Origin of the sequence: Massilia sp. CT11-137, from assembly GCF_047302885.1 — a bacterium.
Taxonomy (GTDB): Bacteria; Pseudomonadota; Gammaproteobacteria; order Burkholderiales; family Burkholderiaceae_D; genus Telluria; species Telluria orientalis.
In genome coordinates, this window is the sequence record NZ_JBKYMP010000002.1 from 3,334,855 (window position 1) to 3,348,959 (window position 14,105).

Sequence of the window (14,105 nt, forward strand, 5' to 3'; positions counted from 1 at the left end):
TCCCTATCCTTTCACGGCGCCGGCGGCGATGCCGCGCACGAACCAGCGGCCCGAGAAAAAGTACAGCGCGAGCGGCACGAGCGCCGTGAGGATCGTCGCCGCCATGTTCACGTTGTACTGCCGCACGCCGGTCGTCGTGTTGATCACGTTGTTCAGCTGGACCATCATCGGCATGTTGTCGCGCCCCGCGAACACCAGGCCGAGGATGTAGTCGTTCCACACGCCCGTCACCTGCATGATCGCCGCGACGACGACGACCGGCAGCGACATCGGCAGCATCACCTGCAGGAAGATGCGCCAGAACCCGCCGCCATCGATGCGCGCGGCCTGGAACAGCTCGTGCGGCACGTTGCAGTAGTAATTCCGGAACAACAAGGTCATCACGGGCATGCCGAAGACCAGGTGCACGAGCACGATCGCCGGCAGCGAGCCGAAGATGCCTGCCAGCGCCAGCACGCGCACGAGCGGATAGATCATCACCTGCACGGGCACGAACGCGCCCGCCATCAGGATGCCGAACAGGAGGTTCGCGCCGCGCGGCCGCCAGAACGACAGCGCGTAGCCGTTCACGGCGCCCAGCAAGATTGGCAGGATTGTCGACGGCACGGTGATGGCGACGGAATTCCAGAACCCGGTGCGCACGCCGTCGCAAGCGGCGCCCGTGCACACGCCGCTCCACGCGAGGCGCCACGGCTCCAGCGTGAGCGCGTGCGGCAGCGCGAAGATGCCGCCCTGGCGGATCTCGTCCATCGACTTCAGCGACGTCACGATCATCACGTACAGCGGCAGCAGGAAGAACAGCGCGGCGCCCAGCAGGAACACATACAGGCCGATGCGGGCCGGTGTCCAGCGGCGGCGCGCGCGCCGGACCACCTTCCGTGGCGCGGCGACGGGTGTCGTCGCCGGCAGCGGCGGGACGATCGATTCCATTTTCATGCGGCCTCCTTGCGGCTGCGGGCATAGGCATAGGGCGCGAGCAGCGCGAGCACCGGCACGAGCAGCACGATCGCGCCGGCCGACGCGAGGCCCACGTTCGAGCGCAGGAACAGGTGGTCCATGATGAATTTCGCAGGCACTTCGCTGGCGATGCCGGGGCCGCCCTGCGTCATCGCGACGACGGCATCGTACAGCTTCGCCACCGCGGTCGCCAGCAACAGCAGGACGGTGGCGATGGTGGGCCACAGCATCGGCAGGATGATCTGGGCGTAGACGCGCCACGCGGGGATGCCGTCCAGGCGTGCCGCCTTCCAGATTTCCGGGTCGACGCCGCGCAGGCCCGCCAGCATCAGCGCCATCACGAGGCCGGACATCTGCCACACGGTGGCGATGACGACGGTATGGATGGCGAAGTCCTGCGACACGATCCAGTCGAAGCGGAGGTCGTGGAACCCGAGCGCGCGCAGGCTGCCGTCGATGCCGTCGCCCGGCGTCAGCAGCCATTGCCACACGAGGCCCGTCGCCACGAACGACATGGCGTACGGGTACAGGAAGATCGTGCGGAACACGCCCTCGCCCCTCATTTTCCACATCGCGTTCTGGTCGATGACTACCGCGAGCAAAAAGCCGATGACCAAGCAGGCCAGCACGAACAGCACGCCGTACGCGGCCAGGTTGTGCAGCGAGAGCATCCAACGCTCGTTGTCGAACAGCCGGTGGTATTGGGCGAGGCCGATGAAGTGCCCGGACGGGAACGTGCGCGAGCCGGTCAGCGAAATATAAAACGTCCACAGGCCGGCGCCGAGATAGCCGAGTGCGGCCACGAGGGCCATCGGCAGCAGCGCGGTGTACGGCGTGACGCGCGTGAGTCGTAAGGTCGCCATGTCAGTAGCGCAGCGCCGACGCGATGCTGTTCTGGGCCCGTTCGACGGGCATGTTGGTATTCCAGTAGGCGGTCAGCACATCCTGCAGCGCGCCATTCTGGTCCGGCGTCAGGTACACCTCGGCGACGCCGACGGGCCGCTTCGGATCGCGCAGGATCGCCATGCCCTTGCGCGCGCACGCGTCGAACTGGCTGTCGTCCGCATCCAGGCGCACGGGCACCGAACCTTTCAGCTTGTTGAACGCGAGCTGCACGTCCGGCTTGTCGACCACGCTCGCGAGCAGCTTCTGCGCGCGCAGCGCGCCGGCGTCGTCCGTTTTCGGGAACACGAACACGTCGCCCTGGATCAGGTAGGGGCTGTCCGCGCCCAGGCCCGGCAGGCAGCCGAACTGGCGGCCCGGCGCCTGGCCGGCGGCGATGAATTCTCCCTTCGCCCAGTCGCCCATGATCTGCATGCCCGCCTTGCCGCCGATGACGAGCGCCGTCGCGTCGTTCCAGTTCCGGCCCGGCGACGCCGGATCGACGTAAGCCTGCAGGCGCTTGTAGGCGACGAGCACCTTGCGGAATTCGGCGGAACGGATCGCCGCCTGGTCACGGTCCCGGATCACCTTCAGGTACAGGTCGCGCCCGCCCATGTTCGACAGGACCATCGAGAACAGCAGGATGTCCTGCCACGCCTGGCCGCCATGCGCGAGCGGGATCACGCCGGCGGCCTTCAGCTTGTCGAGTGCGGCGAACAGCTCGTCCATCGTCGCGGGCTCGCGCGCGATGCCGGCCTTTGCGAATGCGGCCCTGGAGTACCAGATCCACGTCTGCATGTGGATGTTCATCGGCACGGCGTACCAATGGCCGCGCACCTTGATCACGTCGACGATGGGCGCGGGCAGCACCTGGTCCCAGCGGTCGCGCCGGGCGAGGTCGTCGACGGGATTCAGCAGGTCTTCCTCGATGATGTCGAGGAACTGCTTCGACGTGTTGAACTGGGCGGCGGTCGGCGGATTGCCGCCGATGATGCGGTTGATGGTGACCGCGCGCGACTGGTCGCCGCCCGCGATCGCGGTGTCGACCCACGTGCCCCCGGCGTCGCGGTAGGCCTGTTCGACCTGCTTCACGGCTGCCGATTCGCCGCCGGACGTCCACCAGTGGATCACCTCGGCCCGTGGACCGGCATGCGCCGCAACCGTAGTCGCGCACAGCCAGGCGCACAACATCGCCCTGCGGGTTCCGTACATGCTGTCTCCGTTATGGCATCCTGGCGAGGCCGGCGCCTTTTTTATACGTTTGCGGCATGCCATGGAAACGTTCCCATGGGCATGGTCCGACTATAACATCCCAAAAAAATCAGTGTCAAACAAAACAACGCGCTAGCCTGCCGCCTGCGCGCACACGGCCCGGACGTGGCGCCGCAGCCACGCGTGGACGGGGTCCGCATGCTGGCGCTGGTGCCAGCACTGTTCCACGTCCACGGCCGGCAGCGCGAACGGAAGTGCAAACGTCTGCAACGGCATCGTCGCCATCGCCCATTGCACGAACGGCGCCGGCATCACGGCGACGAAGTCGGACGCCAGTGCCATCGCCAGCGCGGCCTGGAAGCCCGGCGCGACGAGGGCGACGGTGCGGCGCAGGCCGCGCTCGGCGAGGGCCGCGTCGACGGCCGCGCACGAGCGCCGGCCGGGCGACGTGGCGATGTGCTGCCACGCGACGAATCCCTCCGGCGTGATTCTGGCGCGGCGGCGCCCGGCGCACAAGGGGTGGCCGCGCCGGACGACGCCCACGAACGGCGCCGTGAACAGCCGCTCCGTGAGGATGCCCGGCTCCGGCCCCTTCACGACGAGGATGTCGAGGTCGACCTCGCCGCTGCGCAGCGCGTCCGGATCCCGGCTCGCACGCGGCAGGAACTGCAGCGCGGTGCCCGGCGCCTCGGCGCGCATCGCCGCCGCCAGCCTTGCGGCCCACGCGCCGGCGAACCCGTCGTTGGCGCGGATCGTGAACGTCCGCTCCAGGGTCGCAAAATCCACGCGCGGCGGCTGCAGCACGCCGCGCACCTGGTCGATGGCGTGGGCGACCGCCTCGCGCAGCGCCAGCGCACGCGACGTCGGCACGAGGCCGCGCCCGGCCGGCACGAACAGCGGGTCGCCGAACGCGTCGCGCAGGCGCGCGAGGCGGCGGCTCATCGCCGGCGCGCTCACGTGCAGGCGTTGTGCCGCGCCCGCCACGCTGCCCGCCTGCAGCAGGGCGTCGAGGTCGACGAGGAGATTGAGGTCGAGGGTCTGGAGAGTCATCGCGAATGCTGCATACGGTGCACGGGTTGCCTGCAAGGATATCACTTTACGCACGCCCGCGGTCCGCCGATGATGGCGGCATGAACACACTCTTTCCCCTGCTGGCCGTGTGCATCTGGACCGGCAACACGCTGGTCACCAAATCCGCGGCCACCGCCATCGCACCGGCCGCCATCGCCTTCTATCGCTGGGTGCTCGCCGGCGCGATCCTCACGCCGTTCGTCGCGCGCGCCGTGTGGCGCAAGCGCGCCGTCGTGGCGCGGCACTGGCCGAAACTCGCGCTGCTGGGCGCCCTCGGCATGGCGACGTACCAGGGCCTGGCGTACGAGGCGGCGCGGACGACGACCGCGATCAACATGGGCGTGATCGTCGCCACGATGCCGCTGATGTCCGCGCTGCTGGCCGCGCTGGCCGTGCGCGAGCGTCCGACGCGGGCAACGATCGGCGGCGCCCTGCTGTCGCTGGCCGGCGTGATCGTCCTCGCGGCGCAGGGCGCGCCGGGCCGACTGCTCCACGGCGGACTGCATCCCGGCGATGCGTTGATGGTCGTCGCCGTCGCGTCGAACGCCGTGTATGGCGTCCTGCTCAAGCGCTGGGCGCTGCCGCTGTCGACGTGGGAACAGCTCTATGTGCAGATCGGCTTCGGCGTGCTCTGCCTCGCGCCGTTCTGGTGGTGTGCGCCCGCTGCGCCGGTCACGGCCGCCAACCTGCCGCTGGTCCTGTATGCCGGCACCGCCGCGTCGATCGGGGCGCCGTTCTCCTGGATGAACGGCATCAAGCGGATCGGGCCCGCACGCGCCGCCGTCTTCATGAATCTGCTGCCGCTGCTGGTCGCGCTGGGCGCGTGGGGGCTGCTGGGCGAACGGCTGCACGGCTACCACGCGGCTGGCGGCGCGCTCGTGCTGGCGGGGCTGCTGTGGAGCCAGCGCCGCCCACGCCTTCACTAAGATGGCTGCACTATGACGGCTGCACTAAGACGCCTGCACCAAGGCTTCCCTCAGCATGTCGAACAGTGTGCGCGCCGCCGGCGCCATCGCGTGGTTGCGCTTGGCGATCAGGCCCAGCGTCCGGTGGATCGCCGGGTTCACGAGCGGGATGCCGACGATCGTGTCCGGCCGCCCCGGCAGCACGGACAGGCCGGGCACCGCGGCCACGCCCATCCCCGCCTCGACGAGGGCCAGCACGCCGGACACGTGGTTCACCTCGCACAGGATCACCGGGTGCTTTTCGACGCCGGCCAGCGCCGCGTCGATGACGGTCCGGTTGCCGCTCGATTTCGCGACCGAGATGTAGCGCTCGTCGACCGTCTCCTTCCAGCCGAGTTCCTTGCGGCCCGCGAGCGGATGGTCGCGGCGCATCGCCAGCACGTAGCTCTCCACGTAGATCGGCTCGAACTCGATCTCCGGATTTTCCGCGCCGGTGAAGTTGATGCCGAAATCCGCCTCTCCCGCCAGCACGAGGTTCAGCACGTCCTGCGCGCTCTCGTCGTGCACGCGCACGCGGATGCGCGGGAAGCGCTCGCTGAAGCGCGTCAGCACGTCCGGCAGGAAGTGCCACACGGCGGACGGCACGCACGCGAGCGTGACGGAACCGGTGCGGTGGGCCGCCAGGTCGGCGACGCCGAGCACCGCGTCTTCCAGGCCGTCCAGCGCCGTGCGCACGTTGACGAGGAAAGTCTGGCCGACGTTCGTCAGGTGCACGCGGCGCGTGGTCCGTTCGAACAGCTTCACACCGAGGCTGTCCTCGAGCTTGTCGATGCGCCGGCTCAGCGCCGACTGGGACAGGAACAGGTCGGCCGCCGCCTGCCGGAAGCTGGCCCGCTCGGCGACGGCAACGAATGCCTGCAAGTCGTGAAGATCGTAATTGATGCGCATGGCGCAAGAATACGCTGGAAATTTGCAATTATCAAATCATTCGTTTTGTCGGATGATCTAGCGACTCACCCATCAGCCTCGCCAAGAAGGCATCACAAGGAGACAACGTGCGCCATTCCTGCGCCCTCACCGTATTGCTTGCCGCCACCGGCAGCTGCTTCGCCCAGACGGGCGTCAATCTCTACGGCATCGTCGACGTCGGCCTGCGCGCCGTCGACGGCCTCCCCGGCAGCACGACATCCGTCGCGAGCGGCGTGAACCAGACCAGCCGCTGGGGCATCCGCGGCCAGGAAGACCTGGGCGGCGGCTGGAAGGCCGTGTTCCGGCTCGAAGGCGGCATGAACGCCGACACCGGCACGCAGGCCAAGAGCGACCGCCTGTTCGACCGCCAGGCCTGGGCCGGCCTCGATTCCCCCTACGGCCAGCTCGCCGTCGGACGCCAGGCCAACCTGATCTCCGACGCCCTGCTCCCCGTCGACCCGCTCGGCAAGCGCGACGCGTCGTTCAACCCGAACATCAACGTGGCGGGCCTCTCGAACACGGCGTTCGGCACGCATGCCTTCGGACGCCAGTATGGTCCGAGCGGCTACGCGGACAACTTCTACCGCCTGGACAACACGGTCAAGTACACGGCGACCGTGGGGCCGTGGCAGGCGCGCGCCGCGTATTCGGCCGGCGAAGTGGCCGGCGACGCGGGCGCGTCGGGCAGCCATGGCGTCGCGCTCGCGTACCAGCGCCCGGACTGGGTCGTCTCCGGCGCGGCGATGCAGTTCCGCAGCCGCGACGGCCTGCCGCTCGATGCGTGGAGCCTCGGCGCCGCCGTGCGGTTCGGCGCCTGGCAGCTGAAGGCCAACGCGGCGCGCAACGACGCGGACACCGGACCGGCCAAACGCGTCGCCCAGCGCGTGCTGTCCGCCGGCGTGAGCCGCCCGCTGGCCCGCGACCTGCTCGTCACGACGGCCTGGTACGGCGTGCGGCGCGAGGCCACCGGCTACGTCGACGACGGCTTCGACCGCGGCTTCCTGTTCGTCGAAAAGACACTCGCGCCGCGCACCACGGCCTACGTGGAAGCCGACTACACGGCCTGGCGCGGCGATGCCGCGTCCAGGGACCGCCACGGCACGGGCGTCACGCTCGGCCTCATGCAGAAATTCTGACAAGGAGACCCTTATGCACATCAAGACCACCCTCGCCGCCCTCGCCTTCGCCACCGCCGGCGTCGCCCACGCCACCGACGTGCACGTCGTCAGCTCGGGCGGTTTCGCCCAGGCCTACAAGGACTTGTCCGGGCCGTACGAGCGCGCGAGCGGCGACAAGCTCGTGTCCGAGTGGGGCCCGTCGATGGGCGCGACGAAGAACGCGATTCCCGCGCGCCTCGCCCGCGGCGAACATGTCGACGTCGTCATCATGGTCGGCGACGCACTGGACAAGCTGATGACCGAAGGGAAGCTCGAACCGGGCAGCAAGGTCGTCCTCGCCGATTCCCCGATCGCGTGCGCCGTGCGCCATGGCGTGCCCAAGCCCGACATCGGCACCGTCGACGGCCTGCGCCGGGCTTTCCTGCAGGCGTCGAAGGTGGCGTATTCGGACAGCGCGAGCGGCGAATACATCAAACGCGAACTGCTGGACAAACTGGGCATCCAGCAGCAGATGCAGGGCAAGGCCGCGCAGATCCCGGCCACGCCGGTGGGCGAGATCATCGCGCACGGCGAGGCGGATTTCGGCTGCCAGCAAAGGAGCGAGCTGAAACCCGTGCAGGGCATCGACATCGTCGGCGTGCTGCCGGCCGAAGTCCAGCTGAAGACGCAGTTCGCCGGCGCCATCGTGCGCGGCGCTGCCCATGCGGACGCGGGCCGCGCCCTGCTCCGCTTCCTCGCGGCGCCCGCGAACGCGCCCGCCATCGAGGCCACCGGGCTCGAACCCGCCGCGGCCCCGCACTGAACCCACTCCGGAGACACATCATGACCAGTCAATCGACCGTCGCGGCGCGCGCCGCGACAGCAGCACCCGCGCGCGGGCCATCGAAGCTCGGCGCCGTCATCCGCGTCACGAGCGGCAATTTCATCGAGATGTACGATTTCTTCCTGTTCGGCTTCTACGCGAACCAGATCGCGGCCGCGTTCTTCCCGGCGACCAGCGAGTACGCCGCGCTGATGATGACGTTCGCCACGTTCGGCGCCGGCTTCTTCATGCGCCCGCTGGGCGCCATCTTCCTGGGCAGCTACGTCGACCGCATCGGCCGCCGCAAGGGTCTCGTGCTCACGCTCGGCATCATGGCATCGGGCACCGCGCTGATCGCGTTCGTGCCCGGCTACGCGACCATCGGCCTCATGGCGCCGCTGCTCGTGCTGGCCGGCCGCCTGCTGCAGGGCTTTTCGGCGGGCGTGGAACTGGGCGGCGTGTCGGTCTACCTGTCCGAGATGGCGACGCCGGGCAACAAGGGCTATTACGTGAGCTGGCAGTCGGCCAGCCAGCAGGTGGCCGTCGTGTTTTCCGCCGCACTGGGCTATGGCCTGAACCACGCGATGCCGAAGGACGTCATCGCCGACTGGGGCTGGCGCATCCCGTTCTTCATCGGCTGCTCGATCATCCCCGTCGTGTTCTACATCCGCCGCTCGCTGCAGGAGACGCAGGCGTATCTCGCGCAGAAATCGCACCCGACGTTTGCGCAGGTGATGCGCACGCTGACGCTGAACTGGCCCATCGTGACGGCCGGCGCCATGCTGGTCGTGATGACGACCGTCGCGTTCTACCTGATCACCGTGTACACGCCCACGTTCGGCAAGAGCGTGCTGAAACTCTCCACCGAGGAAAGCCTGCTCGTGACGCTGTGCGTCGGCGTGTCGAACTTCATCTGGCTGCCCGTGATGGGCGCCCTGTCGGACCGCATCGGCCGCTGGCCCGTGATGGCCGTCTGTTCGGCGCTGGCCGCCGTCACGGCGTATCCCGCGCTGTCGTGGCTGATCGCGCATCCCAGCTTCGGCAACATGGTGATGATCGAGCTGTGGCTGTCGTTCCTGTATGGCAGCTATAACGGCGCCACCATCGTCGCCCTCACGGAAATCATCCCGCTGCAGGTACGCACGACCGGCTTCTCGCTGGCGTACAGCCTCGCGACCGCGCTGTTCGGCGGCATGACGCCGCTGTTCTCGACGTGGCTGATCGACGCCACGGGCGACAAGGCCGCCCCCGGCTGGTGGATGGCGGGTGCCGCCGCGATCAGCCTGTTCGCGACCTTCCTCGTCTACCGCGGCATCGTGAAGGAGCGCGTGGCCGTCAATTGAAGCGGCCCGTCAGGCCGCCGACGCTGTAGCGCCCTGCACCCAGCAGGGCGATGGCGACGGCGGCGCCGAGATACATCCCCTGCAGTTCGAGCGCCCAGCCGCCCGTGTCGTTCAGGGTGAAGAACTGGCTCGTGTGGACCAGCAGCAGCGCGACGATCATGTTCACGGCCACGACGAGCGCCGCGGCGCGCGTGAACACGCCGAACAGGATCAGCAGCGGCGCGATCACTTCGCCGATGTACACGAGGTAGCCCAGGGCGCCCGGCAGGCCCGCCTTGACCAGCATGCCACTGATGAAGCCGACGCCGCCGATCAGCTTCGACACGCCGTGAAACAGGATCGACACGGCCAGCACGGCACGCAGGACCAGCCTGCCGCCATCGTCCATCCGGTTTTCCATATCCCCTCCTAGTGTGAACACGACTGTATACTTCCATGGTACGCCACCTGAAGAGAACCAGCCGTTGATTCCTGATCCCGACAAGAATGCCCGCGTGCGCGGCGTGACGTCGATCGCCGCCATGCGCGACGCCATCCGTGACGCATCACGCAAACTCCCACCCCTGACCGCCGTCCCCCGTTTCAGGACGCTCGATCGCGCCGCCTTCCTCGCGCAGGCCGAACGCGGCCTGCCGTTCATGATCACGGGCCTCGTCGGCCGCTGGCCTTTGTGCGCCTTCACGCCGGCGGCATTGCGCGCAAGGTTCGGCGACGTGCCCGTGCGCGCCCGCGTGGGCGACTACATCGGCACGGCGTTCGCGCCGGACCGCGCGATGCGGGACCTGGCGATGGGCGAGTACCTGGATCTCGTCGCGGACTGGAGGGACGGCTTACCGCCGTATGTCGGCAACCTGGAAATCAATGCATTGAATGCGATGTGCCACTGGCCCGGCTACTTCGGCAAGATGGGTCCGCCCCGCTTCTGGCTCGGCCCCGCCGGCACGGTGACGCCGCTGCATTGCGACTACGACGACAATATCTTCGCGCAGATCTGGGGCACGAAAAGGATCTTCCTCGTTCCGCCCCACCACGACGAGTTCCTGTACGTGCGCGAGGCGAATCCGGTGCTGTTCGGGTCCCCGTTCGATCCGGAGCGGCCCGATTTCGATGCGTATCCGCTCGCGCGCCGGGCGGCGCCGGTCGAATGCATCGTCGAGCCCGGGGAGATGCTGTACGTGCCCGCCGGCTGGTATCACCAGGTGCGGGCATTGACGTTCGCCTTGTCCGTCAACCGCTGGGCCAGGGCGATGCCGCTCGCGCTGAAGGACGAGCCTTCGCTGCGGCGGGCAACGCCCTGAGCGGCGCTTACGCCTTGTGCTTGCGGCGGCGCGCGGCGCCCAGCAGGCCCAGGCCGCCGCAGATCAGCGCCAGGCTGGCCGGTTCCGGCAGGTCCGTCGACGGCGCGGTGTACGTGTAGGTGACCTTCGCGACGCCCGATGCGGCCGTGCTGAATTGCGTGATGAGGTTGCCCGAACCGTTGCCGCTCGACGCGCCGACGGCGTTCAGGCCCAGGTTGATCGTGCCGCCGCCCAGCGCCGAGAACAGGGCGAAATCGCTCGCGCTGCTGCTGACGAAGAAGTTCGCGCCCGACGCCGATACGGAACCGGTCGAGCCGCCCGACGTGCCGTCGAAGTTGATGCTGCCGTCGAACGCGCTGAAATCGAAGGTCTGGCTGAACACCGGGTTCGTCACGACCAGCGTGCTGTTGTCCGGACGGGTCAGGCCCAGCAGCGAACCCAGCGACAGGGTCACGGTGGAGGCCGTCGCATCCAGGCTTTCCGCATTGCCGTTGCCCTGCACGACGCCGGACAGGTCGAAGCGGATCGAGGTCAGGTTACCGAGGCTGGTGTCGAATTTCGAAAACGACAAGGTGTTCGACCAGTTGGTCGTGGCCAGGGCGACACTGTCGGAATAGCTCAGCGTGCTCGCTTGCGCGGATGCGAACGGGAGGAATGCGGCGGTTGCCGCCAGGGCTGCAAGTGTCTTTTTCATGTGTGCTGGTTCAAATTAAATGTTTGGTTATTAACGGGTGATACGGATTTCCATTATAACCATAATAATGAACAAATTTCACACGTGCATGTTTTCTTTTACACAATTTAAGTGTCAAGATTGCAATCTATAGCCGACGGCGGTTTCGGTCAACAGGTGCCGGGGCTGCGCCGGATCGTCTTCCAGCTTCTGGCGCAGATGTCCCATGTAGATGCGCACGTAATGTCCATTGTCCGCGTTCGACGGCCCCCACACCTCGCGCAGGAGCTGGGGCGCCGTGACGACGCGGCCCAGGTTCGCGATCAGCACGGACAGGAGCTTGTACTCGGTCGGCGTCAGGTGCACGGGCTGGCCGTCGCGCTGGACCGTGCGCTTGTTCAGGTCCACCTCGACCCGGCCGAACACGATGCGTGCGGAGGCGTCGCCGCCCGCCTTGTGCTGGCGGCGCAGCGCGGCGCGCACGCGTGCGAGCAGTTCGCCGATGCCGAAGGGCTTCGTCAGGTAGTCGTCCGCGCCGGCATCCAGCGCCGCGATCTTGTCCGCCTCGTCGATGCGCGCGGACAGCACGATGATCGGCACGGGGCTCCAGGTGCGCACGTCGCGGATCAGTTGCATGCCGTCGCCGTCGGGCAGGCCCAGGTCGAGGACGATGAGGTCGGGCGTGCGGCTGCCGGCGTCGATCCGGCCGCGCTTCAGCGTCTCGGACTGGTGCACTTGCCAGCCCTCGCCTTCGAGGGCCATGCGGACGAAGCGGCGGATCTGCGGTTCGTCCTCGACGATGAGGGCGACGGGTGCGGCGGATTCAATGCTCATGCTGGTCGGTGAAATGGTGATGGTGTTCGGGGTCCGGCAGCGGCGGCGGCTCGCCCAGGGGCAGGCGCAATTCGAAGCACGCGCCGGCGTCCGGCAAGTTGAACGCGCGCATGCGGCCGCCGTGGGCCTCCACGATGGCGCGGCAGATCGCCAGGCCCAGGCCGACGCCGGCAATCGACGATTCCTGCCTGCCGCGCACGAATTTCTCGAACAGCGCGTCCGCGCGGCCCGCCGGCAGGCCCGGGCCGTCGTCGCACACGGCGACGACCAGCATGCCCTCTTCCGCGCGCGCCGCGATCGTCACATGGGCGTCCGGCGGCGTGTACTTGCCGGCGTTTTCCAGCAGGTTGCACAGCACGCGCTCGAGCAGCGCCGCGTCGAAGCGCACGAGCGGCAGGCCGCGCGGGATCCGCGTGTCGACCGCTCGTCCGCCCAACTGCCAGCGGCAGGCCCGCAGCGCGCTGCCGATCGTCTCCTCGACCAGTTGCCACTCCAGGTTGAGCTTCACGCCGCCGCTCTGGATGCGCGCCATGTCGAGCAGGTTGGCGACGAGGGTACTCATGCGCCGGGCCTCGTCGCGCAACGCGGTCGCCAGCTCCATCTGCGCGGCGGCCAGCGTCGGACGCGACAAGGTCAGCGATTCGGACAGGCCGACGAGGCTCGTGAGCGGCGTACGCAGATCGTGCGACAGCGCCGCCAGCAGCGAGTTGCGCAGGCGCTCGCCCTCCATGCGCACGACGGCGTCCTGGGCCACGTCCACGTAGTGCACGCGCTCGAGCGCGATGGCGGCCAGGGCTGCGAAGGCGTCCAGCAGTTCGCGCCGTTCCGGCACGAGCAGCGCGGCGACGTCCCGCACGCGCACCGCGAGCACGCCGCGCGAGCGCATCGGCGCCAGCAGCGGCAGGTACAGGTAAGGATTGCTGGGCAGCGTGGCCGTCCCGGCGCCGGCCGGCGCGGCATGGTCGAACGCCCACTGCGCCGCGGCCATGTCCAGCACGCTGAGTAGCGGCGCGCGTTCCGCGCTGGCGGGGGCCGCGACCGGCCAGCGCAGGCGGCCCGTATCGTCCGGCAACAGGATCGCGGCGCGGGCATCGAAGGTGCGCGCGAGGAAGCGGCGGGTGATCTCGAAGACTTGCTCCGTCTGCAGCGCGACGGACAGCGCCCGCGCGAATTCGTACAGCGCGCGGGTGCGGGCTTCGCGCCCGGTCGCGCTTTCCGCCTGCTCGCGCAGGTCGGACGTCAGCCGCGCCGTGATCCAGCCGACGGCCAGCATCACGGCCAGCGCGACGGCGTACTTGAATTCGCTGACGTCGTACTGGCGGCGCGGCGCGGCGGCGACGAGCGCGCAAAAGCCGACCAGGGTCGCGAGGATCGCGGGGCCGCGGCCGAGGCGGATCGCGACGAGCACCACCGTCAGCAGGAACAGCATGGCGACGTTGGCCACGTCCAGCAACGGCAGCAGCGGCAGCGCGACGATGGCCGTGCCCAGGCTGGCCGCGATCGCAGCGAGATAGCGGCGCGGCGCCGGCTTGCCCGCGGCGTGGGCGCCGTGCAGCGGCTCCGCGCGAGGCGGAGCGGGAGCGGGCGCCGCGACTTCGACGAGATCGAGTTCCGGCGCCGCCTGTGCGAGCCGGCGCAGGAAAGGTGCGCGCCACGCGGCGGCCGCAGGCCCGCGCGCCGTCACGGCCGTCGCGCAGCCGTGACGGCGCGCGTAGCTGGCGGCGACGGCGGCCGCGTCCGGTCCGTCCAGCACGGCGGTGACGGCGCCCCGGGCCTGCGCCTGGCGCAGGAGTTCGAGCGTGCGCAGGCGCGCCGCCTCGCCCTGCCTGCGCGTCCCGGCGTTCTCGACGAGGATGGCGTGCCACGGCGCACCGTCCGCCGCGGCGAGACGTGCGGCCGCGGCGACGGTACGCTCGTCGCCGCTGTCGGCGCGCAGCACGGCCAGCACGCCGCGCGCGGCGGCCGTGGAGGATGATGTCGTCGATCCGGAACTCTGCATGCGTGGATGGTAAGCGATCGCACGTAAAAGCGGCATAAAAAT

General features: G+C 68.9%; 14 protein-coding genes. 5 read left to right on the top strand and 9 right to left on the bottom strand.

Annotation, left to right across the window (positions count from 1 at the left end; genetic code table 11):
• Positions 1-3: 3 nt before the first annotated feature.
• The 4 genes from ACEN98_RS31675 to ACEN98_RS31690 all read right to left on the bottom strand — a co-directional run bounded on the left by ACEN98_RS31675 (position 4) and on the right by ACEN98_RS31690 (position 4,101).
• Positions 4-930 (bottom strand): carbohydrate ABC transporter permease, encoded by a 927-nt coding sequence (locus tag ACEN98_RS31675; protein ID WP_413389121.1) that lies wholly within the window; start codon positions 928-930, stop codon positions 4-6.
• Positions 931-932: 2 nt separating this feature from the next.
• Positions 933-1,820 (bottom strand): carbohydrate ABC transporter permease, encoded by an 888-nt coding sequence (locus ACEN98_RS31680; protein WP_413388803.1) that lies wholly within the window; start codon positions 1,818-1,820, stop codon positions 933-935.
• 1 nt (position 1,821) lies between these two features.
• Complete coding sequence (locus tag ACEN98_RS31685; protein WP_413388804.1) at positions 1,822-3,051, bottom strand: ABC transporter substrate-binding protein; 1,230 nt, start codon at positions 3,049-3,051, stop codon at positions 1,822-1,824.
• A 132-nt stretch (positions 3,052-3,183) separates the two neighbouring features.
• Positions 3,184-4,101 (bottom strand): LysR family transcriptional regulator, encoded by a 918-nt coding sequence (locus ACEN98_RS31690; protein WP_413388805.1) that lies wholly within the window; start codon positions 4,099-4,101, stop codon positions 3,184-3,186.
• An 80-nt stretch (positions 4,102-4,181) separates the two neighbouring features.
• Between ACEN98_RS31690 and ACEN98_RS31695 the strand changes: the two genes are divergently transcribed.
• Positions 4,182-5,048: a DMT family transporter gene (locus ACEN98_RS31695; protein WP_413388806.1), complete on the top strand. Its 867-nt coding sequence runs from the start codon at positions 4,182-4,184 to the stop codon at positions 5,046-5,048.
• A 24-nt stretch (positions 5,049-5,072) separates the two neighbouring features.
• Here the strand turns inward: ACEN98_RS31695 and ACEN98_RS31700 are convergent, their stop codons facing one another.
• The gene (locus tag ACEN98_RS31700; RefSeq protein WP_413388807.1) at positions 5,073-5,975 is read right to left on the bottom strand and encodes a LysR substrate-binding domain-containing protein; all 903 of its coding nucleotides are present in this window, start codon (positions 5,973-5,975) and stop codon (positions 5,073-5,075) included.
• 107 nt (positions 5,976-6,082) lie between these two features.
• Between ACEN98_RS31700 and ACEN98_RS31705 the strand changes: the two genes are divergently transcribed.
• The 3 genes from ACEN98_RS31705 to ACEN98_RS31715 are packed head-to-tail and all read left to right on the top strand — an operon-like array spanning position 6,083 to position 9,259.
• Complete coding sequence (locus ACEN98_RS31705) at positions 6,083-7,132, top strand: porin (RefSeq protein WP_413388808.1); 1,050 nt, start codon at positions 6,083-6,085, stop codon at positions 7,130-7,132.
• A 13-nt stretch (positions 7,133-7,145) separates the two neighbouring features.
• Positions 7,146-7,916, top strand: coding sequence for a substrate-binding domain-containing protein (locus ACEN98_RS31710; protein ID WP_413388809.1), 771 nt, complete (start codon positions 7,146-7,148; stop codon positions 7,914-7,916).
• A gap of 20 nt (positions 7,917-7,936) precedes the next feature.
• Complete coding sequence (locus tag ACEN98_RS31715) at positions 7,937-9,259, top strand: MFS transporter (protein ID WP_413388810.1); 1,323 nt, start codon at positions 7,937-7,939, stop codon at positions 9,257-9,259.
• Here ACEN98_RS31715 and ACEN98_RS31720 read toward each other — a convergent pair.
• Positions 9,252-9,659, bottom strand: coding sequence for a DoxX family protein (locus tag ACEN98_RS31720; RefSeq protein WP_413388811.1), 408 nt, complete (start codon positions 9,657-9,659; stop codon positions 9,252-9,254). The two genes, ACEN98_RS31715 and ACEN98_RS31720, sit on opposite strands and share 8 nt — an antisense overlap.
• Positions 9,660-9,780: 121 nt before the next feature.
• On the opposite strand from ACEN98_RS31720, the gene ACEN98_RS31725 reads away from it, so the two are divergent.
• Positions 9,781-10,557 (top strand): cupin-like domain-containing protein, encoded by a 777-nt coding sequence (locus ACEN98_RS31725; RefSeq protein ID WP_413389122.1) that lies wholly within the window; start codon positions 9,781-9,783, stop codon positions 10,555-10,557.
• A gap of 7 nt (positions 10,558-10,564) precedes the next feature.
• On the opposite strand, the gene ACEN98_RS31730 is transcribed toward ACEN98_RS31725, so the two are convergent.
• From ACEN98_RS31730 to ACEN98_RS31740, 3 genes are all read right to left on the bottom strand, one after another.
• Complete coding sequence (locus ACEN98_RS31730) at positions 10,565-11,251, bottom strand: choice-of-anchor E domain-containing protein (RefSeq protein WP_413388812.1); 687 nt, start codon at positions 11,249-11,251, stop codon at positions 10,565-10,567.
• 114 nt (positions 11,252-11,365) lie between these two features.
• The gene (gene kdpE / locus ACEN98_RS31735; protein ID WP_413388813.1) at positions 11,366-12,064 is read right to left on the bottom strand and encodes a two-component system response regulator KdpE; all 699 of its coding nucleotides are present in this window, start codon (positions 12,062-12,064) and stop codon (positions 11,366-11,368) included.
• Positions 12,054-14,063: an ATP-binding protein gene (locus tag ACEN98_RS31740; RefSeq protein ID WP_413388814.1), complete on the bottom strand. Its 2,010-nt coding sequence runs from the start codon at positions 14,061-14,063 to the stop codon at positions 12,054-12,056. Before ACEN98_RS31740 ends, kdpE begins: the two co-directional genes overlap by 11 nt.
• Positions 14,064-14,105: the final 42 nt, after the last annotated feature.

Bases quoted from the DNA above. Each gene is read 5' to 3' on its own strand.
- ACEN98_RS31675 (WP_413389121.1), bottom strand. From the start codon at position 930: ATGGAATCGATCGTCCCGCCGCTGCCGGCGACGACACCCGTCGCCGCG.
- ACEN98_RS31680 (WP_413388803.1), bottom strand. From the start codon at position 1,820: ATGGCGACCTTACGACTCACGCGCGTCACGCCGTACACCGCGCTGCTG.
- ACEN98_RS31685 (WP_413388804.1), bottom strand. From the start codon at position 3,051: ATGTACGGAACCCGCAGGGCGATGTTGTGCGCCTGGCTGTGCGCGACT.
- ACEN98_RS31690 (WP_413388805.1), bottom strand. From the start codon at position 4,101: ATGACTCTCCAGACCCTCGACCTCAATCTCCTCGTCGACCTCGACGCC.
- ACEN98_RS31695 (WP_413388806.1), top strand. From the start codon at position 4,182: ATGAACACACTCTTTCCCCTGCTGGCCGTGTGCATCTGGACCGGCAAC.
- ACEN98_RS31700 (WP_413388807.1), bottom strand. From the start codon at position 5,975: ATGCGCATCAATTACGATCTTCACGACTTGCAGGCATTCGTTGCCGTC.
- ACEN98_RS31710 (WP_413388809.1), top strand. From the start codon at position 7,146: ATGCACATCAAGACCACCCTCGCCGCCCTCGCCTTCGCCACCGCCGGC.
- ACEN98_RS31715 (WP_413388810.1), top strand. From the start codon at position 7,937: ATGACCAGTCAATCGACCGTCGCGGCGCGCGCCGCGACAGCAGCACCC.
- ACEN98_RS31720 (WP_413388811.1), bottom strand. From the start codon at position 9,659: ATGGAAAACCGGATGGACGATGGCGGCAGGCTGGTCCTGCGTGCCGTG.
- ACEN98_RS31725 (WP_413389122.1), top strand. From the start codon at position 9,781: ATGCGCGACGCCATCCGTGACGCATCACGCAAACTCCCACCCCTGACC.
- ACEN98_RS31730 (WP_413388812.1), bottom strand. From the start codon at position 11,251: ATGAAAAAGACACTTGCAGCCCTGGCGGCAACCGCCGCATTCCTCCCG.
- kdpE (WP_413388813.1), bottom strand. From the start codon at position 12,064: ATGAGCATTGAATCCGCCGCACCCGTCGCCCTCATCGTCGAGGACGAA.
- ACEN98_RS31740 (WP_413388814.1), bottom strand. From the start codon at position 14,063: ATGCAGAGTTCCGGATCGACGACATCATCCTCCACGGCCGCCGCGCGC.